19 protein-coding genes are annotated in these 23,063 nt (G+C 43.7%); 12 read left to right on the plus strand and 7 right to left on the minus strand.

From position 1 onward, the window contains the following. Window positions 1-477 precede the first annotated feature (477 nt). From amt to ompW, 9 genes are all read left to right on the plus strand, one after another. Window positions 478-2,661 (plus strand): ammonium transporter, encoded by a 2,184-nt coding sequence (gene amt / locus L1D23_RS00760; RefSeq protein ID WP_239863672.1) that lies wholly within the window; start codon window positions 478-480, stop codon window positions 2,659-2,661. Window positions 2,662-2,685: 24 nt separating this feature from the next. Then, window positions 2,686-3,969, plus strand: a complete 1,284-nt coding sequence (locus L1D23_RS00765) for an HD domain-containing phosphohydrolase (RefSeq protein ID WP_239863673.1) — start codon at window positions 2,686-2,688, stop codon at window positions 3,967-3,969. A gap of 275 nt (window positions 3,970-4,244) precedes the next feature. After that, window positions 4,245-4,565: a (2Fe-2S)-binding protein gene (locus L1D23_RS00770; protein ID WP_239835987.1), complete on the plus strand. Its 321-nt coding sequence runs from the start codon at window positions 4,245-4,247 to the stop codon at window positions 4,563-4,565. Beyond that, the gene (locus tag L1D23_RS00775) at window positions 4,562-5,944 is read left to right on the plus strand and encodes an FAD/NAD(P)-binding oxidoreductase (RefSeq protein ID WP_239863674.1); all 1,383 of its coding nucleotides are present in this window, start codon (window positions 4,562-4,564) and stop codon (window positions 5,942-5,944) included. The genes L1D23_RS00770 and L1D23_RS00775 overlap by 4 nt, the downstream gene beginning before the upstream one ends. Further along, window positions 5,944-7,197 (plus strand): FAD-dependent oxidoreductase, encoded by a 1,254-nt coding sequence (locus L1D23_RS00780; protein ID WP_275667187.1) that lies wholly within the window; start codon window positions 5,944-5,946, stop codon window positions 7,195-7,197. Before L1D23_RS00775 ends, L1D23_RS00780 begins: the two co-directional genes overlap by 1 nt. A 154-nt stretch (window positions 7,198-7,351) precedes the next feature. Then, window positions 7,352-7,969, plus strand: a complete 618-nt coding sequence (locus L1D23_RS00785) for a hypothetical protein (protein WP_239863675.1) — start codon at window positions 7,352-7,354, stop codon at window positions 7,967-7,969. Window positions 7,970-8,069: 100 nt separating this feature from the next. Then, window positions 8,070-8,369 carry an isoamylase early set domain-containing protein gene (locus L1D23_RS00790; protein ID WP_239835990.1) on the plus strand — a complete coding sequence of 100 codons (300 nt, stop codon included), beginning with the start codon at window positions 8,070-8,072 and terminating at the stop codon, window positions 8,367-8,369. Between the two features lie 219 nt (window positions 8,370-8,588). Then, on the plus strand, window positions 8,589-9,839 hold the full coding sequence (locus tag L1D23_RS00795) for a peptidoglycan DD-metalloendopeptidase family protein (protein WP_239865340.1): 1,251 nt from the start codon (window positions 8,589-8,591) through the stop codon (window positions 9,837-9,839). 252 nt (window positions 9,840-10,091) lie between these two features. Beyond that, on the plus strand, window positions 10,092-10,736 hold the full coding sequence (gene ompW, locus L1D23_RS00800; protein ID WP_239863676.1) for an outer membrane protein OmpW: 645 nt from the start codon (window positions 10,092-10,094) through the stop codon (window positions 10,734-10,736). Window positions 10,737-10,783: 47 nt separating this feature from the next. Here ompW and L1D23_RS00805 read toward each other — a convergent pair whose 3' ends face one another. Then, window positions 10,784-11,263 carry a PaaI family thioesterase gene (locus L1D23_RS00805; RefSeq protein WP_239863677.1) on the minus strand — a complete coding sequence of 160 codons (480 nt, stop codon included), beginning with the start codon at window positions 11,261-11,263 and terminating at the stop codon, window positions 10,784-10,786. A 514-nt stretch (window positions 11,264-11,777) separates the two neighbouring features. Here L1D23_RS00805 and L1D23_RS00810 point away from each other — a divergent pair. Further along, on the plus strand, window positions 11,778-13,487 hold the full coding sequence (locus L1D23_RS00810; RefSeq protein WP_239863678.1) for a S8 family peptidase: 1,710 nt from the start codon (window positions 11,778-11,780) through the stop codon (window positions 13,485-13,487). Between the two features lie 131 nt (window positions 13,488-13,618). Here the strand turns inward: L1D23_RS00810 and L1D23_RS00815 are convergent, their stop codons facing one another. Together L1D23_RS00815 and L1D23_RS00820 are read right to left on the minus strand one after the other, a co-directional pair. Next, a complete protein-coding gene (locus L1D23_RS00815; protein ID WP_239863679.1) occupies window positions 13,619-15,211 on the minus strand; it encodes a bacteriohemerythrin in 1,593 nt (530 codons plus the stop codon). Window positions 15,212-15,351: 140 nt separating this feature from the next. Continuing rightward, window positions 15,352-16,563 carry an MFS transporter gene (locus L1D23_RS00820; RefSeq protein ID WP_239863681.1) on the minus strand — a complete coding sequence of 404 codons (1,212 nt, stop codon included), beginning with the start codon at window positions 16,561-16,563 and terminating at the stop codon, window positions 15,352-15,354. A 114-nt stretch (window positions 16,564-16,677) separates the two neighbouring features. Between L1D23_RS00820 and soxR the strand changes: the two genes are divergently transcribed. Next, the gene (gene soxR / locus L1D23_RS00825; protein ID WP_239863683.1) at window positions 16,678-17,145 is read left to right on the plus strand and encodes a redox-sensitive transcriptional activator SoxR; all 468 of its coding nucleotides are present in this window, start codon (window positions 16,678-16,680) and stop codon (window positions 17,143-17,145) included. Here soxR and L1D23_RS00830 read toward each other — a convergent pair. The 3 genes from L1D23_RS00830 to L1D23_RS00840 form a co-directional block, all read right to left on the minus strand. Further along, entirely contained in the window at window positions 17,116-17,994 is an 879-nt protein-coding gene (locus tag L1D23_RS00830; RefSeq protein WP_239863685.1) for an AEC family transporter, read from the minus strand. The two genes, soxR and L1D23_RS00830, sit on opposite strands and share 30 nt — an antisense overlap. 171 nt (window positions 17,995-18,165) lie before the next feature. After that, window positions 18,166-19,182, minus strand: a complete 1,017-nt coding sequence (locus L1D23_RS00835) for a nuclear transport factor 2 family protein (RefSeq protein ID WP_239863688.1) — start codon at window positions 19,180-19,182, stop codon at window positions 18,166-18,168. A 99-nt stretch (window positions 19,183-19,281) separates the two neighbouring features. Further along, the gene (locus tag L1D23_RS00840; RefSeq protein ID WP_239863690.1) at window positions 19,282-20,577 is read right to left on the minus strand and encodes an MFS transporter; all 1,296 of its coding nucleotides are present in this window, start codon (window positions 20,575-20,577) and stop codon (window positions 19,282-19,284) included. 338 nt (window positions 20,578-20,915) lie between these two features. Here L1D23_RS00840 and L1D23_RS00845 point away from each other — a divergent pair, with 338 nt between their 5' ends. Continuing rightward, window positions 20,916-22,457, plus strand: a complete 1,542-nt coding sequence (locus tag L1D23_RS00845; protein ID WP_239863691.1) for a sodium:solute symporter — start codon at window positions 20,916-20,918, stop codon at window positions 22,455-22,457. Here the strand turns inward: L1D23_RS00845 and L1D23_RS00850 are convergent. Next, complete coding sequence (locus tag L1D23_RS00850) at window positions 22,451-22,756, minus strand: DUF6482 family protein (RefSeq protein ID WP_239863693.1); 306 nt, start codon at window positions 22,754-22,756, stop codon at window positions 22,451-22,453. The genes L1D23_RS00845 and L1D23_RS00850 overlap by 7 nt on opposite strands. Between the last annotated feature and the right edge of the window lie 307 nt (window positions 22,757-23,063).

Raw genomic sequence — 23,063 nt, forward strand, 5'->3', positions numbered from 1 at the left:
GAAGTCATGGTCGAAACTCATTTCGGGGCACCAATGAGTTTGAAATACCTACTACAAAGGTTCTTTCAAGTAGTTATTTCGCTTATGAAAATGGTTAGGTGAGTCGGAAGTCTGCCTTATATCATCGACACCACCGAGGATATGAATTTCACACTCAAAGCCACATGGTTTGGGTTGAACGCTTACTGGATGAGCTTATTGATTTCTGTTACGAGCACCTTGGTAGGAGCAATGATACGACTGCTGTCAGGGTAATCATACTCGCCCAATGCTCACGTAAGCTTCCCATGTACTCAGAAGATATTTGATATAGATAACACGCTTTTATACCACGACTTAATCCCTCTCTGTCTCCAGTCACTCTAAATCGCTATTCTGAGCCAATATGTTGAATTTACGACTATATTAATATTTATATGCAATCACATGGGTGTAGATTCAGCTTTCTAATCTAATGGCTGAAAACATATAAGTATTATGAATTCATTGTTCGTATTTTTGTGTACGTTACTTGTCTTATTGATGCAGGTTGGCTTTTTGCTGTTAGAAGCGGGAACGGTGCGCAGAAAAAATACTGTCAATGTTGCTGCAAAAAACTTAATCGACCTAGCGGTGGTCTTGGGTCTGTATTGGCTGCTTGGCTACGGCATTATGTTTGGTGATTCTTGGCAAGGATTACTTGGGACCAGTCAGTTCATGCTCCCAGCATTTAACACTGTCGATGAAGGAGCATTTTTTTTCTATCAGATGGTCTTTTGTGCCACATCAGTCACCATTATTTCTGGAGCGATTGCAGAGCGAGGTAGCTTGAAGGGCTATATTGCGATTTCTGTCTTAATTGCAACTTTTATTTATCCGACTGTCGGTCACTGGATTTGGGCAGACGACGGATGGTTAGCTCAATACGGTTTTGTAGATTTCGCGGGTTCAACCGCTGTTCACGCAGTTGGTGGCTGGGCAGCACTTGCTGCCGTGATTGTGATAGGCCCTAGATTAGATCGTTTTAAGGACGGTAAAACCTTCCACCACAGTAGCTTAGTACAGACCGTCACAGGGGTCGTGTTCTTATGGATTGGGTGGTTAGGGTTCAATGCTGGCAGCTCACTCGCGTTTAGTGCCAATACTTTTAATATCATCCTCAATACTATCCTTGCCGGGGCGATGGGGGGGCTGACATCAGCGTTAGTTTCATTGTATTTGGTTAAGCGAGTACACGTCCCCCATTTCTGCAACGGTATTTTGTCGGGCTTAGTGGCGATCACTGCCAACTGTGATTTAGTCAATGCCCCTAGTGCGGTGGCAATAGGTATGATTGCGGCTGTGATTTATACCTTTGCCCACCATTTTTTAATCCGCAAAAAGATCGATGATGTAGTAGGTGCGATACCGGTTCATCTGGCGAATGGGATCTGGGGCACTTTGGCTGTCGCCTTTTTTGCTCCTCAAGACGCTTTTTCAGGATTATTGGTCGCTGAAGACAGACTCAGCCAAATCGTGATTCAGATATTTGGCATTAGCGTAACCAGTGCATTTGTTTTTCCTCTCAGTTATTTGGCTTTCTACTTAATTAATAAGTTGATTCCTTTGAGAGTGCCGCAGGATGAAGAGGTAGTTGGGCTGAATATCTCTTCGCACGAAGCCAGTAGCGAGCTCTATGACTTAGTGACGGTCATGCAGCATCAAGAAGCGAGTGGTGATTTTACCCAACGAATTAGCTACGACCCAACGTCAGAGGTTGGAATGATTGCACGCCAGTACAATCGAGTGTTAACGCGTTTCGAAGATGCCTTAGTCAAAGTGACGAAAAAACACCATTCTCTTGTTGAGTCAAATCAGCGTATTAAAGAGATGGAAGCGAGGTTAGAGAGAGATGAAAAGTTGTCGAATTTAGGTCAAGTCAGCTCTGGACTTTTGAGGGAAATCAATGGGCCTATCAGTTATGTCTTGAGTAATATTAATACGCTTAAAGATTACAATCGTTTTTTTAAAACTTTAGTGACGGAATACAAAACGTTTGCTGCTGCGGCATCTGCGCATCCTGTAGTCGCCAAGGAAGTGTTGAATCGGATAGATCGAATTTGTGCGGAGGAAGATCTGGACTTTGTCTTTGAAGATAGTGATGAGCTGATTAAAGCGACATCCGAAGGGGCTTTAAAAATTGATAATATCCTTTCCAATATCAAGACGTTTTCAGATTACAGTGATGAGCCGTTTGATTTGAAAGATGTTCATGTCATTTTATCATCTGCGATTGAGAGCCTGTCAGAACGCATCGAGTCTAACTGTCAGATTATTGAGTCTTATGGTGCTGAAAATGCACTGGTTTCATGCAGTTCTCATCAACTTGAACAGCTTTTCGTGAATCTACTTGTGAACTCTTTACAGGCTATTGGCAATGAACTGGGGGCAATTAAGGTAATAACAAGTAACTCAGAAAAAGAGTTAGTCATTCATATAGTTGACAGTGGTATTGGTATTCCCGAAGAAAATATATCTCAGATATTTGAACCTTTTTTTAGTACGCGAGCAGAGACAAGCAATACAGGGCTAGGGTTATCTATTTGTCATGGTGTCGTGAACAACCATGGAGGTAAAATTGATGTTGTGAGCAAAGTCGGTAAAGGGACTAAGTTCACCGTACATTTGCCAATATCAAACTAACTATCAATTGAAAGGGAAGTCCGTATGGATAAGGAGAGTTTAGTAAAACTGGTTATTGTGGATGACGAAGTACAGATAACTCGTGCGCTTTCACGTTTATTGAGAAAAGATTTCTGTGTTGTGGCATTCAATAATCCAGTCGATGCTCTTGCATACCTTAATGATCACGAAGTTTCTCTCATTGTTGCAGATTTGAATATGGTTTCTATGAATGGACCTAAATTCTTCTCTCAGGCTAAGCACGTTCAACCTAGTGCGGTACGAGTCGCTTTGGCAAGTCGTGTTGTTAATAATGATTTCATGGCTTTAATTAACGAAGGAAGTATCAGTTATGTACTGTCTAAACCTTGGGAAAACGAAGCGGTAAAGAAGACATTATCTCGACTCAAGTCCCAGTTTGAGATGATGGGGGGTATTGAGAAGTATGTGAAGCATCAAGAAGTCGTTAATACAAAGCTTCAGCGAGATAATGAGAGTTTAAAAAGGCAACTTGCGGAAAAGAGTCAGTATATTAATGGGCTAGAGCTGAAATCTAAAGGCGTAAACCATAAGTATAACGAGTTAATGCACAGCACATTAAACGTGCTGGTGAACGTTATTGTAGATAGTGGCTACCTTCAAAAGCCAGATCTATTGCGCATAGCGAATCATGCCAAGGAGTTGGTCAGCTACATGTCATCTTCTGATGTCTCTAGTGATCAGGCCTATAGAGCGGCCTTACTTCACCCGATTGGATTGGTGTTTTGCCAATTGAACCAGCAGTCGTCACCGGTATACGAAGCACATCATATCGGACCTTGTAGTTTTGGCCCCAAAGCTGCGGAACTGTTTTCCTCTAATGCTTTCTTTGAGCCGCTTCTCTCAGGTATACAGTATCAGGATGAAAATGTTGATGGCTCAGGGTTTGCCAAAGGATTAATAGGAGAGCAAATACCTGTTTTAGCAAGGCTCATAAGAGTGGTTAAGGATTATCATTATCTCACAGTGAATCATGGTGATAGAACAAAGCTTTGTTTGCCAGCAGTTGCTGAGAGTGTGATGAAAGAGAAATCAAAGATTCATTATGATCCTGTCATTCTTAAGGCCTATTTTCATATGTTGGAAGATAAACGTAGGAATAATTCGAGAACACTGGAATGTTGTGTAAGTCTTAGCGATCTAAAACCAGGAATTGAAATTAAACGAGATGTTTCTCTGCCCAATGGCAATATTCTTATTAAAAGAGGAAGTACACTGAATCAGGAAATGTTGGATAGATTGTTTGAACTTGAAGAATCTAAAGTCCAACACTTTGTTTATGTCATCTAGAGTTAATTTCATGACATTGACATGTGCATTTAGGTTTAAAAAATGCCTAGCGTGTATCAATTTCCCCCGTATGTTGAAGTCCACCTTTCTAAATAACCCATTCTTTTACGCTCCTATAACAGCAGTGGTCTGATGAGATACTGACTAGTAGCACAAGTATTTCCCTTAATAACTGTGATGGTTCTTTTTAAATTGAAAGTGCGTCTTTTTTGATCATTTTCCTTATCTTTATTATGGGTATGATGCGTATGCGCTTTGTTGCATTGGAGAGGTATATGAAATCTATTACAAAAAGAAACCAAGATATTACTAAGGTGCTCGATAAGCCCTTCACCATTAATGTTGATGGAAAACCGATTCCGGCGGTTGAAGGAGAGAGCGTGCTCAGTGCTTTATTGGCTTCGAACATTCGTCAGTTGATGACCAACGATTATGGTGCAGAGTCTGGTCCATATTGTGGTATGGGAGTTTGTCATTGCTGCCTTCTGCATATCGATGGTCGCCACAAACAAAGAGCCTGTCAGACTATCGTCAAACCTGATATGAAGGTTGAGACCAGCCGTAATTTTGTGCTGGAGCAAGGGGGTGAGCTATGACGAAGAAAGTGGTGATCATCGGTGGTGGACCGGCAGGCATGTCGGCAGCGACTGAATTGGCACGCTTTGGGATTCATACCACCGTTATTGATGAAGCCCCTAAAGCAGGTGGAGTGATCTATCGTGGTCCATGGCGCAAAACAGCAGACATGCCCCACCTAGATGAAAAATTAACCACTGCGATGGACAAACTGCAGGAGGATTATCAGAGTAACGCATCTTTTATCGACTTAAAAACCCAGACAAGAGTGCTTGGGCCTTTAGGAGAAAACAATTTATTGGTTACTCATGATCACAAGCTATCTCATATTGAATATGACCATTTGTTGTTGGCGACAGGATGTCAGGAGCGAAGCATTCCATTCCCTGGATGGCAGCTTCCGGGTGTTATGCTGTTGGGGGCCATACAGTTACAGTTGAAGAGTGGCTTAGTCCGACCTGGCAATAAAGTGGTGATTACGGGCAGTGGCCCACTGCTGGTATTGGTGGCTTGCCAGTTACATAAAGCAGGTTGTCAGGTTGAGGCCATTTATGAAGCGGCTAAGTTTTCATCAATAGCTAAAGAAACGCTGGCGATGCTTAATCGTCCTCAGCAAGCGTTGGATGGCCTGTCTATGATGTGGTACCTCAAGCAACATAACATTCCACTGCATTATGGGTGGGGGCTAGTCAAAGCAGAAGGCGTTCGCCAACTGAATGAAGTGACGGTCGCACCGTATGATGACAACTGGTACCCAGATCATTCTCAAGCGGTCACGCATGTCGTTGATACCTTGGGGGTAGGATACGGTTTTGCTGCGCGCTCGCAATTGGCTCAATTAATTGGGCTGGAAATAGAATATGACCACATGAGTGGTGCAATCCCTGTGGTGGATGAATGGCAGCGTAGCAGTCAGAAAAACATCTTCTGTGCGGGAGATAGTGCCAAAATTGCAGGTGCAGATGCCGCTATGTTAGAGGGTAAAATCGCCGCGAAAGCCATTGCTTGTGAGATGGGAAAACTGGGGGGCGCAGATGCAGAGCAATACATTGCAGCAATGCGCCGTAAGTTGTCTCGTCTCTATCGCTTCCGTCAAGCGTTTGATAATGCCGGTTTCCGCGAACTAGGGCTACTCTCTTTGCCTGATGAAGACACGGTGATTTGCCGATGTGAGCAAGTGAAGAAAAAGGCCATCGATGATGCGATTGCTCAAGGATGTCGAGACATTGTCACTTTAAAAATGCGTACTCGAGCGACTATGGGTGACTGTCAGGGTAAGACCTGCTCCCATTATTGTTACGACAGATTAAAGAAAGAAGGGTTCAGTCAGGAGCAAGGCTTAGTTCGCCCAAGGTTTCCACTTGATCCAATCCCATTTTCAGCGCTGGAGGAGGAATAATGAAAGCGTACGATGTAGTCATTTGTGGTGGTGGTGTTATTGGCGCATCCATTGCTTACTTCCTGAGCCGTCAGAAGGATCTAAAAATAGCCGTTGTTGATTTTAAATATCCTGGAAATGCTTCCCGAGCATCAGCTGGGGGATTATGGGCAATGGGTGAGTCAACAGGGTTAGGCTGTGGCGTTATCTTATTTAAGACATTGTCCAAACAAATGCAGGAGTCGGGGGCGAATGAAGCGCCGGAAATGAATCCTCATATCATGCCTGAACCTTTCTTCGATATGGCGATGATGTCTAACGCAATGTATCCGGCTCTCTATGAAGAGTTGGTTGAAAAGCATGGTGTTGACTTCAAGTTTGAACGCACAGGGCTAAAGTTTGTGATGTTCGATAAATATGATCGTATGTACGCTGAACAGATCGCAGCAGCGGTCCCTGATCGTCATGACCATGTTCGATGGGTTTCACAAGAGGAGTTGCATGCTGAGGAGCCTAACGTCTCCAAAGAGGCTATTGGCGCGATGGAGTTCGACTGTGATCACCAAATTAACCCATATCGCCTTAACGAAGCCTATCTGGAAGCTGCACGCCAAAATGGGGTTGAGTTATATCTCAATACTAAAGTGACTGGAATCGAGAGACAGGGCAACCGCGTCACAGCAGTAAAAACTGAACAAGGTGTCTTACCGTGTAAAATGATGGTCAACGCTGCAGGTGCTTGGGCGGAGACGATCAGTCAATGGGCGACAGGCTATAAGCTGCCGGTGTTCCCAGTGAAAGGTCAGGTCATTATTACTGAGAAACTACCGAAGTTACTCAACGGTTGCTTGACGACCAGTGATTGCTATATCGCGCAGAAAGATAATGGTGAGATCCTGATAGGTTCGACAACGGAAGAACGAGGCTTTGATACCAGTAATGACATCAAATACATCAAGCAGTTAGGACAAGGAGCCATGAAGTCTATTCCTGCGTTAAAAAACATGAACATCAAACGTTGTTGGGCAGGGCTGCGTCCGGGTTCTCCAGATGAGCTACCGATTATCGGACCAGTGCCGGGAGTGGAGGGTTACCTCAATGCTTGCGGGCATTTCCGAACTGGTATGTTGACATCAGCGATAACGGGGAGAATTCTCGATGAGCTTGTGAGAAGTTTGCCGACTTGCGTTGATATTTCACCTTTCTCCTATCAACGTTTCTTAAACAGCGAGGGGGAGATGATTGGTAAATACCAACTCGATCATGCTTTATAAACGAGTTTGTTTCTAAATAAAAAATGAGCCAGCACAATTGCTGTCTCATTTTTGCTGTTTTCCTAGTGAATATTGATGTCCCATTTTATCTCTTTGGCCTTGCTGCTAACATGGCGCTTACCCGTATCAAATATCTGATAAGACATACTCCAAGATGAAAAAGCGCTTTTTACCCATTCCTCTTATCCTTCTGATCCCTATTCTCTTATTAATAGTTGTCACTATCGCCGGCCTGTATCGATTTAGTCTTTCTGATGAAGAGATCATGGCTAAGTTTCCTAATCAAGCTGCAAGTAGCGACGCTGTTATGCATTCTGTCTTTGGTATTTCAACTACTAACCCATGGACAGTGAAAGTACCTGATAGTCAGGCATATTCCTTTATGAAAAAGCTTGACCCAGAGACGGGGTTAGCCAGTGGCACATATGAAGATGGTGCTGAGCGGGGTACCATTACCGTGAATACCAAGCAGATGGTTCAGGTGACACCAACTTTATTGGCTTCGATATTGACAGTCTCAAATCAAGGCTCCGGTGTGTTCTACTATCTTGCCACATTTCATTATGACGAGTTTCGAAAGCGCATGATTTCAAGAGAAGCGCAATTTTTGGGAGACAGAATAGTGGTGGAGACACTTGAGAAGCAGCAGCACAACCTCCGTCTCATTATTAAACAACGTGATGCTGATCAATCAATGGCGCAAGAACCAACGATTTCAACGGCTATACTTTTCGAACTGACTGGGCAAGATAGCCTAGAGCGTGTCGAGTAATCAGTGTTCAATACGGTATTGTGCATGTGGTACGGATTACTTATTATTTGGCCTAACAAGCTATGAGATGGATTTGTTATTGTCGTTAATGGAGTAAATCATGATTAATAAGCGCTTCTTTAAAACTAAAGATGAAGTTGAAGTGACGTTCGAGCTGTCGGAAGAGCAGGTTGGACAATCGGTGGCTATTGTAGCTGACTTCTTAGATTGGCAGCCAACGCAGATGAAAAAAGTGGCTAAATCAAAATCGTATAAGTTCAAAACACGTTTGCCAAAGGATAGTCAGTTCCAATTCCGTTACTTGGTGGATAACGAAAGATGGATTAACGATCCGAATGCAGATCAGTATCAACCAAACGGATTTGGTTCCGATAACGGGCTAGTTTTAACCTATAAGTAATATAAATACATATGAAAGTGAGTGATTACTATCATTCATGAGGCACATCTATAAGGCGCGTTTGCGCCTTTTTTTGATCCAAACATGACATTCCCTAGGTGACAAGCCGAGTAGAAATTCGTACCCTTATGCCTTTGTTTTAACCATGTAAAAGGTCAAATTGTGCAGTCCCAAAGATTGACATCTCGCTTTAGAGAGCTCTCCAAGTCGAGAAAAGTGATGCTTTTGAGTCTTCCTATTGTTGCCATATTGATGCTATCTGCAACAAACAAAAGCAGCCAATATCAGCGCACTATTGATCTTTCGCTACCTGAATCGACCATCGTTAATGATTTGCTTAACGATACGGATGTGGTTCAGGAAATGCCGAATTATGAATATGTGATTCGCAAAGGCGATAATCTTAGTACGATTTTTGATCAGCTCGGCTTCGGATATAGTGAGCTGATGAAGATAATGGAAACAGATCTGAACTATCTCGCTCTGGATACGTTAAAACCGGGAAATACCCTACGATTCTGGCAAGACGCCGAAACTAAGCGGCTTGCAAAAATGGAACTTGAGTTCAGCATTGTTGAACGAGCAGTGTATAGCCTACTTGACGATGGTAGCTATGCATTTACTGATGTGAAGATTCCGGGTACTTGGAAAGAACAGGCGCTGGTGGGAGAAATTGCAGGTAGTTTTTCTCAGTCTTTACATCGTTTAGGTTTAGGTAGTGTTGAAAACGAGCAAATTGTTACTTTATTAAAAGACAAGCTTAACTTTTCCCGTGATCTGCGTGCGGGTGATGTGTTCGAGGTGGTGCTTTCCAAGCAATATGTTGGCGACCAATTGACGGGTAACAAAGAGCTCCAGGCGGTAAAAATATATAACCGTGGAAGAGAGGTAACGGCTTATCTTCACTCAGACGGTCAATATTACGATAAGAATGGTAATAGCCTTCAGCGCGCTTTCCAGCGTAAGCCTGTGAGTGGTCACTATCGCCTAAGCTCTAATTTTAACCCTACGCGTAAACACCCTGTAACGAGGCGTATTGCGCCACATAATGGGACCGACTGGGCTACTCCAACAGGTACGCCAATTGTCTCAACGGGCGATGGTGTCGTTGTCATGACACGTAAACATCCTTATGCAGGCAATTACGTTGTCATCCAGCATGGCAGCCGCTATAAAACTCGCTATCTTCATTTGAGTAAGATTTTAGTGCGTAAAGGCCAGAAAGTTTCTCGTGGTCAGCGAATAGGTCTATCGGGTGCGACCGGCCGAGTTACAGGGCCGCATATTCACTATGAACTCATTGACCGAGGTCGACCAGTCAATGCGATGACAGCTAATATCCCAATGGCGAGCTCAGTTCCGAAAAATGAAATGATGGCTTTTAAAGCCCGCCGTGACGAGTTGGACACCATGCTTCGACAGCAAGAAATTCAACTGGCCAGCCAGAATGACTCTAAGACAACCAGTTAAATGGTTAGAGTCCCAAAGCTCCTTCGGGAGCTTTTTTTATTTGTGATACACATAAGCTTTGTATTACATAAACGTCATCAAATTGCACCGAAAAAGTGATCATATCGAGACAAATGTAAATCGATCATCCATAAATTTCACAAATTGATTTCCATCAAAATAGTAGGGTTATTGTGTGCTAGTTTGCACTCCACAATAAATAAGATTCCCTCAATCATTAATTAAAATAAGCCCTACGTAAGGAAATCAACAATGAAAAAAACTGTATGTGGCCTAGCAGTGGTTGCTGCGCTTGCTTCCGGTAATGTTCTTGCTCACCAAGAAGGTGACTTTATTGTTCGCGCGGGATTGGCGATGGTCTCTCCAAACGACAGCAGTGATAAAATCTTAGGTTCTGATAAAGAGCTTCAAGTGGACTCAGACACACAAATCGGTCTTACTTTTGGTTATATGTTTACAGATAACATTAGTTTAGAGGTGCTTGCTGCAACACCTTTCAAACATACCATTTCAACGGATTTGCTCAATCAAGATATTGGTGAAACTAAGCACTTACCACCTACGTTTATGGTTCAATACTATTTTGGTGAAGCGAACAGCGAGCTTCGTCCGTATGTCGGTGTTGGTATTAACTACACCACCTTCTTTGATGAAAGTTTTAACAGTAACGGTACAGCGGCAACCTTAAGTAATCTTAAGTTAGATGATTCTTGGGGGTTAGCAGCAAATGTAGGTTTAGATTACATGATAAACGAGGACTGGTTTATCAATGGCGCAGTTTGGTATGCGGATATCGATACAACCGCCACATTCGATCATGCTACGCTAGGTACTCAATCGGTTGATGTCTCTATTGACCCATGGGTATTTATGATTGGTGCTGGTTACAAGTTTTAATTCGTCTAGCAGGAGAAAGCCAGCGATTGTTACGCTGGCTTTTTTGGTTAACCCCTTGTTTGGAACCATTCACTCGGTACTTTTACGGCGACCACATGGCTCTGACAACAAAGTATGCCGTCAGAAAAAAGCTCACATTGAAGTTCGATCTTGCTATCTTTTGCTTCGATGATGGAAGCGATGAGCTTAACATCTTCATTAATTGGCACTGGTCTGAGAAATTTCACATCTAGGCTACCAGTCGCAAACCAAATGGCTTCCCCTGAGCCAATTTCTCTGTCTTGCATCTTATAGCCCTTGGCAATAGCGGTACAGACACAATGGCAGTCAATAATGGTAGAAATAATGCCACCGTTAAGAAAGTGTAGTGGCCCTGCGCTGTGATGAGGTAACGGTGTAAAGGTACAAATAGACTCATTGCTTCCATGCCAGTAACTCTTGATTTGCAGCCCGAGCGCATTTTCAGATCCACAGCCAAAACAATGGTTATTGGGGATCTGTTCCTGAAAGGCTTTGTTCTGTTCCATGCGGGACCCTCAGATGTCTTTGTCGAATTCATTCCACAGATTAGTACTCAGTCTAGTAAAGCAGGAGATGATTAGACTTCAAGCTAGCTTGGCAATTCTGTGAGTGTCTGCTCAAGTGTTGCTAGTGCAGTAGCAACAAACACTGATAAAGGATAATGAATTAAGAGAGATATATTCCATCATACTTATCTTTTACTGAGTTTTTTAAAAATAAAATTATAGAAATTAAATATAACGCCCTTTATGAGGTTTATGTTTGTAAACTGTTATTTTAATTGAAATGGTTAATGAGACGATTTATTTAATTGTATCAATGAAAACAACATCTTAATAAATGCCGTTCGTTATATAAGTGATTTTTTTGTTAATAGAATTTATCTCAAATTTTAGGCGGTAAATATCTATGTTAGTGAGATCTTAAACTCATTTAATTGATTTTGTGAATGATCTTATATGAGTTGCATTTTATCTTTTGTTCGCTTTGTAAGCACATAATTAAATAGGATGTAACAGAATGAAAAACGGATATAAGCTTTCCGCACTTGCTGTCGCTATCATGGCTTCAGCATCGGTTTCAGCCAGCGTCAGTGTTGAACCAGTTCCAGCAAACTCACCTTTTATCAAAGACGTAAAAGGCAATATTGTTGAAGATTACTCGCCCAAGCCAGTTAAACCTATCGCGCCATTTTCAATGCGCATGATGAGCAACCCGTCCGCCGATCGTGGAGACTGGTTCAATGCTTCAGCGAATTACTCAAGTCTTCAAGGTGTGGGTGCTGACTATGTTTATGAGTCTCTATTACCCCCTCTAAAACCGCAGCCTGTGATTGTTGCGGTGCTTGATTCTGGTGTTGATATTGACCATGAAGATTTAAAAAACAAACTTTGGACCAATGAAGACGAAATCCCGGGTAATGGTATCGATGATGATGGCAACGGCTACATCGATGATGTTCATGGATGGAATTTTCTTGGTAACTCGCTGGGTGTGAATGTTGATCAAGACACGCTAGAAGTCACTCGTGAGTACAAAAAATATTTAGAGCTTAAAGAAGGAGGTCATTGGATCCCTCGTAAAAAGCGTGAATACTACGAGGCCGTTGAAGCAGATTACTTAGAATCGGTGGAGTATAACCAGAGCTCACTGGATCTAGTCAATTCCGCTACTGAACAAGCCAATCAGTACAAAGATCAAATTACTCAATTGACTGACCACAAAGACTTCACTGTAGATGGCTTACAAGTTTTGTTAACGCACTCTAACCCTGAAGTTGTTGAAGCGGCACAAGGTTTACTCAATGTCTTTGATTCTTGGTACTCATTTGATTACCTAGAGTCACGCAGAAGCCGTTACCAAGAATCTCTCGATTACCACTACAACCTTGATTTCGATACGCGTCGTGACATCGTAATGGATGACATCAATAACCCGTGGGAGAAGGGCTATGGTAATAATGACGTTAAAGGGCCAGTTGGTGCGCACGGTACCCACGTAGCGGGTATTATTGCCGCAGAACGTCGTAATGGTATTGGTATTGATGGTCTTGCCGATCACGCGCAAATCATGGCGGTACGCATGGTACCAAATGGTGATGAAAGGGATAAGGACATCGCGAACGCGGTTCGTTATGCTGTTGATAATGGAGCTAAAATTATCAACATGAGTTTTGGTAAGAGCTACTCACCACGTAAGTTCATTGTTGACCATGCTTTCCGTTATGCTGCGCGTAAAGGTGTGCTAATTGTACACTCAGCAGGTAATAGTCGTAATGATAACGATATTAAACCAAGTTTCCCGAACCGTTTTGCTAAGCATTCATGGTCTAAGCCAATTTCAACTTGGATGGATATCGGTGCTTCAGCGAAATATGCTGATGATTCATTAGTTGCAAGCTTCAGTAACTTTGGTCAGGAAACCGTGGATGTATTCGCGCCAGGTTACCGAGTCCTTTCTTCAACACCAGACAACAATTATGCTGCGTACAGTGGGACAAGTATGGCTGCACCAGTCGTTTCTGGTGTAGCGGCAATGGTATGGTCTCATTACCCAGATCTATCGGCAGTCGAGCTTAAAGAACTACTGATGAGTAAAGCACGTACTTATCCTGAGTTGCTGGTTAAGAAGCCGTCTTCTCCTGAGGATCTTGTGCCATTCAGCACGCTATCTATTTCCGGTGGTGTCGTTGATGCAGAAGCGATTTTCGAAGAGCTAGAAAGCCGTTAATAGATAAAAATTTATCTAACTGGTTAAGTAGGACGCCCGATGAGTTTCATCGGGCGTTTTTCATTGGCCTTAGTAGGTTTGCGACAAGCCTATATGCTGAGCGGTAATGCTTTGTGCAGTTTGGTGACGGTTCAATTTAATCCATTTCGTTTGAAGCTATCTGTATAGGCTTTATCTTCCCTCATAATATGATGGCTTAACCAGTTTTTGAGAAAGCTCATCAACTCTTCACCGATGTCTTCCCCACGTTCAACCCGTTTCTGAAACGCTAGCACCTCATTGACAAGTTGGGCGTGCTTATCAATATGCTCCTGCGTTTGTTCATAGCCAATTTGAGCAAAAAGTGTTTCTTCGTACTTGAAGTGATTAGCCGTGTAGTCGATAAGGCCTTGAACGACACGCTTGATTGAAGGCAGCCCATAATTGTGTCTGAGTAAATGGTACAGCTCATTAATTAAATGAAGTAGAGTCTGATGCTGGCGGTTGATCTCGTCCAACCCAATATCCAATTGATCATTCCACTCCATCAGCTTGTCGCGCTTGGCTTCTTCTTGTTGGATTTGTTTGTGATCCGTTTCGAATCTATGAAGTAAAGAGTTAATCTCACCAGATAAATTACGAACAGTAATACTGGCACGTAATGTTTCGCGAGTAGATTGTACGTTGTTGTCTGACTCTTGGGTTATTTGCTGAAGACAATGATCAAGATCTTGAGTTTGATTCAGCTGAGCTTCTGAAGAGCTAGCAATCTGCTGGCCATATGAGCGCACTTCATCAATTTGAAGATTGAGCTCTCTGAATGTCTCCTCTGCTGTAGAAGCTAGAGCGAGAGACTTGTCCATACTAGATTTGTTTTCCTTCATTGTTTCAAGTACATCGTCAGTTTTTGCTTGAAGGTTACTGATCTTCTCATGGATTTCTTCAGTAGCTTCCTGAGTTCGCATCGCCAAAGTGCGGACTTCATCGGCGACCACTGCAAAACCACGCCCTTGCTCGCCTGCTCGTGCACTTTCAATGGCGGCATTGAGTGCCAGTAAGTTGGTTTGATCAGCAATACTGCTTATGGTCTCCATAACTTGGCTGATTTGTGTGGTTTCTTCCATTAAAGACTGAAAATGCTCATTAGAATTCTCGATGTGTTGGTTGGCGCTGTTGAGTGCTTCTTCCAGTGCCACCATGTCGCGTGAACCTTGATCGGCTTTGTATTTAGCTTCATTGGCTAACTTAGCGGTCGATTCACAATGTTCAGAGACTTGTTGGGTAATGTCTGAAAGCTGGCTGGTAATGGATTTCGCGCTGTCGACGTCTTGTTTCTGTCCGATAGCCCCAGCTTGTGATATTTCAGAATCTTCTTGAACGGTATTTGCAACATCGAGCAATCGGTCGGTCGATTTTCCAAGTGCGTGAACGGTGCGAGAAATATCTTCACCAATTCGATTGACGGTACGATATAGAGAGTGTGAGTCGGGATCGTCAACTGGGATACGAATCGTGAGATCACCCTCTGAGAGCTGTCTCGCAGCACTTCGTACTTGATTAAGCATCTGACTTAAAGCATAAAACATCGCTAGTATCACGCTATGGTAAAGAATAAGAAGTAGTAGCCCAAGCCAAGCTTGAGCATGAAATAAGTATATCGCGGCGGGTAAGGCAAGAAGAGAGAAGAGCACAACCCATTGGATAGGATTGTACTGACTGAACTTTTCGGCAACACTGTTAAACATGCACCAACTCCTTGGTGGTATATTCACTGTTCTACCTAATAAACTTAGGCGAAATATTGGGATATCCCTACCTAGTAGGTGCGTATTCTTATTATTTTTTGTAAAAGCCGTCTGAATTTCTCAGACTGCCTGATGAATTTTTAGTTTTGAACCACGATCTCAGGAGCAAGATCGTCCCGTTTGTTTAACTGTTTCATCATCAGCACAGCCCCAATCATGGTGACCGCAGCCAGCATGAAGCCATATTGTGTGAGGCCGTAATGGCTTAAGAATGCGATCACCGTATAACTTATGCTTTGTGCCATGGTCGCAAACATTTGTAGGCCACCATCGGCTCGACCTCTCTGCTCGACCCTAATTGTGTGGTGCATCCAGTTAGTTCGGGCAATGCGATTGAGTGCGTTAAATGAACCGAAGAACAGTGTGAATATCAATAAGTATGCTGGGTGGGCAGAGAAGCTCATACCAATCAGCATTACGGACGCTATGGCCATTGAGTAGAGCATGGTGGACTGGTGAGATGCCAGCTTGAGCAATTTGGCGACAAACAAACCTGTCATCAATGATCCTAAACCAAAGGCAATGTTGTAGCCCGCATACCAGTCTCCCGAGATCCCGACTTCTGAAAACCAGATCGGCACCAGCTTACCCAAAAAGGTCAGGATAGGATAACTCAATGCTGAGAGTAATAAGAATGCGTAAAAGCGAGGCTGAGCGGTGAATATCTCCTTACTCTCTTTCATTTGGCCAATAAAGGATGTGGTTTTGTTCTGACGCAATTTCTGACGATATGGCGTCACTAGATAGCTTAACGTTGATAAGCCAGACGCTGCCGCGGCAAACGCCGCAAATTCGAGCATGCCCCAGATTTGCAGTAAGACAACGCCCAACGCACCAGCACCCAACGTAGTACCCTGTAGAATAATTTCCTGTTTGCCTGAAATCGCCGCGTACTCATGTCGGTCATAGTTTTCCTGTGTAAAAGCGTTGTTTGCAGTCCAAGCAAGGTTGCTTGAAACCCAGAAGACTAATTGTGCCGTAGCCAGCAACCAGTTTGATTCAATGCCTAATCCGTAGGCCAACATGACGATGGCGGCTGTCGATGATTGTAAAATCTGAACCAGTACTAGTAGCGATTTTCTTGAATGCCTGTCGATAAGAGTGGAAAACAAAGGGGTCAGGAAAAAAGAAATGGCTGTACACGCTAAGGCGACCATAGCCACAAAAGGGCCCATGCCTGGCGGTTCGAGCATGACCCAAGGTAAAGCCATCATAAATAAACCGGAAGAAATTCCATCAAAGAAACGGCCACTCAAGTAGGGCATGGTTCTATTTTTCATAATTAATTGCATTGTTATTCTCCACTGCAAGCCAACTTGGTGTTACTCTAAAACCTCAAGTTAACTTAAGGTAAAGCGCTTTTTTGTGTTTATTTAACTGAAATAGCAGAAAGGAGGGAGAGGTATATGGAAATGACCGTCGGAGAGGTCGCAAAGCGTGCTGGGGTAAAAGTCTCTGCGCTCCACTTTTACGAGCAGAAGGAGCTTATCTTCAGCTGGCGAAATCAAGGCAATCAGCGTCGCTATCACCGCAGTGTGTTACGTCGAATCGCTGTAATCAAAGCAGCGCAGGAAGTCGGACTGACACTGGAAGAGATTGCCCAGTCCCTGTCTCATTTACCTAAACATCAAGCCCCCAATCGTCAGCAATGGGAGCGCATGGCCTCAGGTTGGCATGATTTGTTGGATCATCGAATTCAACAGCTTAAAGCATTACAGGATGACCTTGGAGGCTGCATAGGCTGTGGCTGTTTATCGATGGAATCTTGTGCCATTTATAATCCACAGGACGTCCGTGCTGAAACATTCAAAGGGAAAACAATGCTCACTAATCCCGAAGAATGGTCAGCCGAGGGACAGAGCGAAAGTCAATAATAGTGGTAAGGTTAGAATACTGAAGAAGTTGCCAAACAGTACCATAGATGCCACACGATTCGGCTCGATGTTAAATCGTTCTGCAAACATATAATTCATGACAGCGGGCGGTAGCATAGTAAACAGCACCATCATTTGTAGCTGCATGGCTGGCAGAGGGATAAAGGTATAAATTACCCAGAAAGCAGCCGCACCCGTTGCCAGAGACTGAAGAGTGCAGAAAATCCCCACTCTAAGCCCGCTCAAGCGCATATTACACATCTGTGCACCCAGTGAGAGTAGCATTACTGGCACTGCTGCTTGGCCAAGCAATGCCGTCGCTTCATAAAGCGGTTCCCACACACCGAACCCGCCTAGGTTAAGCACCATGGCGGCAAATGCAGCGAGAAAGACCGGCATACGAATGACTTGCTTAAAAGGGTTTCCTTCGCTTAGCAGCGCGAGTCCAAGACTCACGTGGATACAGGCTGAAACAACGAACAATAGCACTGCGGACGCCAAGGCTGTATCACCGAAGGTATAGGTGAAGAGTGGAATCGCCAGATTACCACTGTTGCGGAACATGTGAGGGGGAGCCCATGCTTTATAACGCAGGCCTGCAAGTTTACAGATGGGGATCATTAAAACCCCCGGCAAGAGTACCGCGATTAATGCAGCGCTGAGCAACGGGACTTGTTCGGTGTCCAACGGCATAGAGACTAATGACGAAAACACTAATGCTGGCGTAAACGCATCCATATTGATGCGATTGATTGGGCGAAAGTCAGGTTTGAGCCAGCGTCCAACAGAAAAACCGACTAAAACCAACGCGAAAACCGGGAATAAAATCCCGATAACCTGCTCCAACATATTCGTCCTTGAATGCGATTGAGTACTTTAAGCAAAGTACCTGATAAATGGATAATTTAACGCGATGAGATTAACAAAAGCTTTGTTGCGTCCAGATGCTTTACTTCTGAGTGTATATGTCGGTTGAGATTCAATGCCTGAGCGAAGAGTTGCTCAGGCATTGAGGGATAATTACAGAGAAGGGTTTAGGATTGCTTGAGTGCGCTCAAATACATCAAGGCCTTGTTGTTTCAGCCAGTATGGAAGATCAATCAAGACCCAGTTTTCAGATAGTTTGTCACCGTCACGGTAATACACGTCAACCACCTGCATGTCAGCACGGATTTCACCACCTGTCATTCCAAGGAAGCCTCCAATTGGCGTATTGGAAAGATTTGGCCAACCGAAGAAGCAAGAGAAGTTACCTTCTGCGAATCGACAAACGTGGCCGTTGAACTTCTTGTCCTTCAAGTTATTGCGGAATGGCAACTGGTGCTGTTGTTGGTAACGCGGAATTGTGTAAGAAGCGCCGATACCACACGGACCATACCAAATCATGTCTTTTGACCAACTCTTTTCGAGAACTTCTGGTGGGCAACCCATAGCGCCGCTATCGTTTAGTGAAGACAGGTCATCGACCATTTTGTTAACCAAGTCGAGAGTTGCTTGGCCTTCTTCCGGTTGTGCATCTTCAAATAGCAGGCCGTCATGATTACGTGGCCCAGGATAAACAAAATGCTGACCAGTTGAAGGAGGAAGTGGGTAACAGTCAGCTTGATCCATGACGCCAAGCAGATCGAGGAACAAACCTGTTTTTGTGATCTTACCGTTTTCTACGCAGTTAAACTCAGCGTAGCGAACGTTCATGATCTTCCCTGTTGGGCGCATCCCGAGATACTCTGCATCGAATAGGCCCATAAAGTGCCCCATGCTCATTACCCAAATTTCATCAGGATTGATTTCGTTGTTACCGCCAATAAAAATATCCTGACGGCGCTGCATGCGTGTCATTGATTTCATCAACGGCGCCCAGAAAACCTCGGCGACAGCTTGAGCTCCTTCTTGCTCGCGGAAAGGGTAGACTCCGCGCCACAAGTAATCTTCTGAGGTATGTGCTTTTAGTACTTCTGCAACATTCTCATGAGTCGCGTTTTCCATTGCGTTGAAATAATCACGTACGACGCGTTTTGCTTCTTGATATTTAGCCATAATTTGCTCTCTTGATACGTCGAGCCAGATGTTGGAACAGGACTCGAAAAGTTTTTGGAACCAGCCCGCCCAGTGTTCAGGCCGGAAAATCTGATTCAGTTATGCTTGAGCGGCTTGCGTTCGTTTCTTCTTGTCGAATAAGCCACCTTTCAAGGTTTCTGGCAGTGATAGCCAGAGCAAGCCTGCGACAATCCATACAATCGGTGAGCCCCACATAGCAGTTTGTAGGTCGGTACGTTCCTGAATAAAGATCAATACCATTGGCGCCCACATGCCGATGATTCGACCTCCATGGAACAGAGCGGCGCCATAGCTGCGAAGGTGTGCAGGGAATAGCTCAGAGAAATAGCCACCCCACACTGCTGACGAAGATAAGCCGAAGTTGTAGATTAAACCGAGGATAGCCAGCATGTTCAGGCTCCCGATCATGACGTCACTCGGCGCAATAAAGAATACAGAAGCCATCACGCCTGCGAGGATGAAACCGAATGCGTTCACTTTTCGTCCATATTTGTCGGCGATTGCTCCCCAAACCCAGGCTCCAAATAGAGACCCAAAAGCAGAAATGGAGAAGATGACTCCGATAGTGGCTCCATCAAACTGACGTACTTCTTTCAGGTAAGTGGTTACGAAGCCGCTGAAGAATTGGAAGCCATAGAAGTTAAGGCCTGCCAATAAAAGACAGGTGACGGTCAAGGTGCGATAGGGCTTGCTGAGCATTTCTCCCCAAGAACCTTGTTTAGCTGGAGTGGATGTGCCTGATTCAGAAACCTGCTCCTCTTCACCATAGGCGATGACCTTTTTGTCACTTGGTAGGACAAAAATCATCGCTCCTGCGGCGACTAATGGAGGGATACCGCCGACCCACATCAAGCTTTCCCATGGAGCGTCAATGCTGGAAATGAACGCTGCATAAGCCCCCATCACCATCAGAGCGACTGAGAACATCGATGAAGCAAATGCCGTTAGCTTACCTCGGACCGTTGGGGTAAATAGGCCAATCATTAAGCTGACTGCCACCGTGAAGTAGCCACCCAACGATAATCCAATAATGAATCGCATCGCTGCCCAGGTTGTATAGTCGGTAAACATCATATTGATGATGGTGGCACCGCCGTTTAGAGCTGTGATGGTAATCAAAGTTGATTTTTTACCAAACTTGGTAGCAAACCAGGCACAGCTCAACGCCCCGATCAGCGCGCCTACTGACTGCCAGGTGTAGAATTGAGCAGTATCAGACAGGCTAATGCCATCATAGGCTTCAACAATGTATGGGCGTACGTAGTCAATAATTACAAAGTTATAACAATAGAAAAAGTATCCGACTAGTATCGCTAGATAGGCGGTGACCCTTTGAATTATAGGAACTTCGCTCATGTGTTTTTTCGAATTCATGACCGATAAACCTCTATTTACTCGGTTTTTTAGTTTTGTAAGTCAGAATTAAAACGATCGTTCTCGGATCTGACCACTCTGTATTTCGCTGTGGATCATAGTTTTTTTGCTGTGATTGGATCCGTGATCAAAATCAACTTTAAAATGAGTGCGTACCCATTTTGTTGTTTTTGGTGATCAAGATCGATATTTTGAGTGTTCTAACAGTTGCTGTGTGAAAAGAAATCAAATCAAGTGACAGTAATCACAGTAATGGTGAAGAAATGCCTAGTATCAGATCCTTTTAAGTATGATGAGTACGTGATTTACGGCACTATGCTATCAGGTGAAATTTAAAAATGGTTACGTACTCAAGTTTTGCAGTTGTTGCTGTTTATATATTTATAACCATACTGATCAGCTACTTAGTTAATAAACGTGGCCGTGCTGGTGGGGACTTTTCTACTGGAGATAAGCAGTTTGGTTGGTTTACTGCTGGGGTTTCGATTCTCGCGACTTACATTAGCGCAATGACGTTTGTAGGAATGCCAGGTTGGGTGTACAGCTCGGGTATGGAAGCGATGAGTATTCACCTCAACTATCCCATCGTAATTTTCTTTGCGGTTATTTTCTTTGTTCCTGTGTTCTATAGGCTCGGTCTGACCTCAATCTATGAGTACCTAGAGCTGCGCTTCGGTGTTTATGCCAGAACGATCAACTCAATGGTGTTTCTGATTGTTCAGTGTATTTCTGCTGGCGTGATCCTGTATGCCGTCGCCCTGATTCTTGTCCAGGTTCTGCCCGTTTCTATTTCCGAAGCTATTATCTATATCAGTCTTTTTACTGCTTGCTACACCTATGCGGGTGGTATATCAACAGTCATCTGGACAGACATGCTTCAATCTGTGGTGTTAGTAATGGGAAGTATTGCCATACTGGTTATCTTACTGATGGACATCAATACTGCAGAGCACCTTTCGAAGCAGCACCTCAATATTATTAATGCAGACTTTGATTTGGGTGTTGATACGACGCTATGGGCTGGGGTAGTTGCTGTGAGCTTTCTACATTTAAGTGTTTATGGCACCAATCAGCTCATTATTCAAAGAACATTGGCAACCAAAAATGAGCACACTGCGCAGAAGTCGATGCTGTTGTGTGGGTATGGCGCCTTTTTCATTTACCTCTTTTTTGCCTTGATCGGCGTATTGCTCAGTGTGTTTTATCAAGATCAAAACTTTGATAATAGTAATGAAGTGATTCTAGATTTCGTTTTTAATCATACAAATCCAGTCGTTGTAGGTTTGATTATTTCGGCATTGGCTGCCGCTGCGATGTCGACGTTGGACTCTACTTACAACTCGATGGCAACAGTAGCTACATTCGATATCTATAAACGTTTTATTAAACGTGACGCAGCAGCTCAGCACTACCAGTCAGTTGCCCGTAAGACGAGCCTTCTTGCTGCGGCGATGGTCGTTGTGCCTGCGTTACTGGCAGTATCCAATGAGTCTGTGTTGAAAACTATTGCCAGCCTTACGTCCATTTTTGTCGGCATTCGACTAGGCTCTTTTGTGCTTGGTTTGTTTTGGTCTAAATCGAACGAGATAGGGGTGATTGTAGGCAGTATTGTCAGTGTATTTGCCGTGTTTGCAGCGAGGTATGCAGAGGTGGCTTGGCCTTGGTTTGCGCCAATAGGCACTGTAGTTTTTCTAGTGTTTGGTATTGTTGCGAGCCGCTTTTGGGGACGAAATTCTTCCGAACAAATCACCTTTATTCAAAATCAAAAGCATCTTTTTGCAACGCCTAACATCAGCCATTACGGTTTGCTGCTGTTTGCCATCATTACCATCTATGCCAGTTTCATTCTTCCAGACTGGTTGTATGCAGTTCTTCAATAGTATCTGTTATCGATTAATAGAATTTCTAGAGCATTACTGAAGTTACTTACTGGGGTACCTACCATCTCGTCGTAGGCACTGGTATGTCGCAAGAATTGCTTAGTGACATTTAACTTTGAACATTTCTTTTGCATTTCAACCACTGATAAGGCTTTCAGTATTTGCCCTTGCTCATCCGCTACATAATATTCTTCCTCATCTATCACAACAGATGCCTGATACAGCGACAAATCCAGAGAGTGAATAATCAACTTATCAATAAAGAATAACTTTTCTAGCTTACTCAAACTTATTTTCACTGCGCTCACCATTTGTGTCTAATTAATTGATGGGGTTATATCGATTGTTCGTACCAGCTTTTGATACGAAGAATACGGTGAAAAAGATTAACCTCATCTCGCTAACGTGACCTATGGTTCACAGTACATTCTCCGTTCAATGCAGCCGCAAACACGCGTGTGTAAGGGACCGTTGATCTGATGGAATACGTGAGCCGTAGAAAGAGTTCGAATTATGAATTTTGGAGAGTACATTATGTTGAAGCCAACCTTGGTAGTGACTGCGATATTGTTTCTGCTTCTTGCCTATTTAGCGGCTTAACTATGT

This window comes from Vibrio sp. Isolate24, from assembly GCF_022398215.1.
Taxonomy (GTDB): domain Bacteria; phylum Pseudomonadota; class Gammaproteobacteria; order Enterobacterales; family Vibrionaceae; genus Vibrio; species Vibrio coralliilyticus_A.

Coding starts and splice junctions, on each gene's coding strand:
- L1D23_RS00840 (WP_239863690.1), bottom strand. CDS start 20,577: ATGAATTCGAAAAAACACATGAGCGAAGTTCCTATAATTCAAAGGGTC.
- L1D23_RS00835 (WP_239863688.1), bottom strand. CDS start 19,182: ATGGCTAAATATCAAGAAGCAAAACGCGTCGTACGTGATTATTTCAAC.
- L1D23_RS00805 (WP_239863677.1), bottom strand. CDS start 11,263: ATGGAACAGAACAAAGCCTTTCAGGAACAGATCCCCAATAACCATTGT.
- L1D23_RS00770 (WP_239835987.1), top strand. CDS start 4,245: ATGAAATCTATTACAAAAAGAAACCAAGATATTACTAAGGTGCTCGAT.
- L1D23_RS00795 (WP_239865340.1), top strand. CDS start 8,589: ATGCTTTTGAGTCTTCCTATTGTTGCCATATTGATGCTATCTGCAACA.
- L1D23_RS00765 (WP_239863673.1), top strand. CDS start 2,686: ATGGATAAGGAGAGTTTAGTAAAACTGGTTATTGTGGATGACGAAGTA.
- L1D23_RS00780 (WP_275667187.1), top strand. CDS start 5,944: ATGAAAGCGTACGATGTAGTCATTTGTGGTGGTGGTGTTATTGGCGCA.
- amt (WP_239863672.1), top strand. CDS start 478: ATGAATTCATTGTTCGTATTTTTGTGTACGTTACTTGTCTTATTGATG.
- L1D23_RS00785 (WP_239863675.1), top strand. CDS start 7,352: ATGAAAAAGCGCTTTTTACCCATTCCTCTTATCCTTCTGATCCCTATT.
- L1D23_RS00820 (WP_239863681.1), bottom strand. CDS start 16,563: ATGCAATTAATTATGAAAAATAGAACCATGCCCTACTTGAGTGGCCGT.
- soxR (WP_239863683.1), top strand. CDS start 16,678: ATGGAAATGACCGTCGGAGAGGTCGCAAAGCGTGCTGGGGTAAAAGTC.
- L1D23_RS00775 (WP_239863674.1), top strand. CDS start 4,562: ATGACGAAGAAAGTGGTGATCATCGGTGGTGGACCGGCAGGCATGTCG.
- L1D23_RS00790 (WP_239835990.1), top strand. CDS start 8,070: ATGATTAATAAGCGCTTCTTTAAAACTAAAGATGAAGTTGAAGTGACG.
- L1D23_RS00830 (WP_239863685.1), bottom strand. CDS start 17,994: ATGTTGGAGCAGGTTATCGGGATTTTATTCCCGGTTTTCGCGTTGGTT.
- L1D23_RS00810 (WP_239863678.1), top strand. CDS start 11,778: ATGAAAAACGGATATAAGCTTTCCGCACTTGCTGTCGCTATCATGGCT.
- L1D23_RS00815 (WP_239863679.1), bottom strand. CDS start 15,211: ATGTTTAACAGTGTTGCCGAAAAGTTCAGTCAGTACAATCCTATCCAA.
- L1D23_RS00845 (WP_239863691.1), top strand. CDS start 20,916: ATGGTTACGTACTCAAGTTTTGCAGTTGTTGCTGTTTATATATTTATA.
- ompW (WP_239863676.1), top strand. CDS start 10,092: ATGAAAAAAACTGTATGTGGCCTAGCAGTGGTTGCTGCGCTTGCTTCC.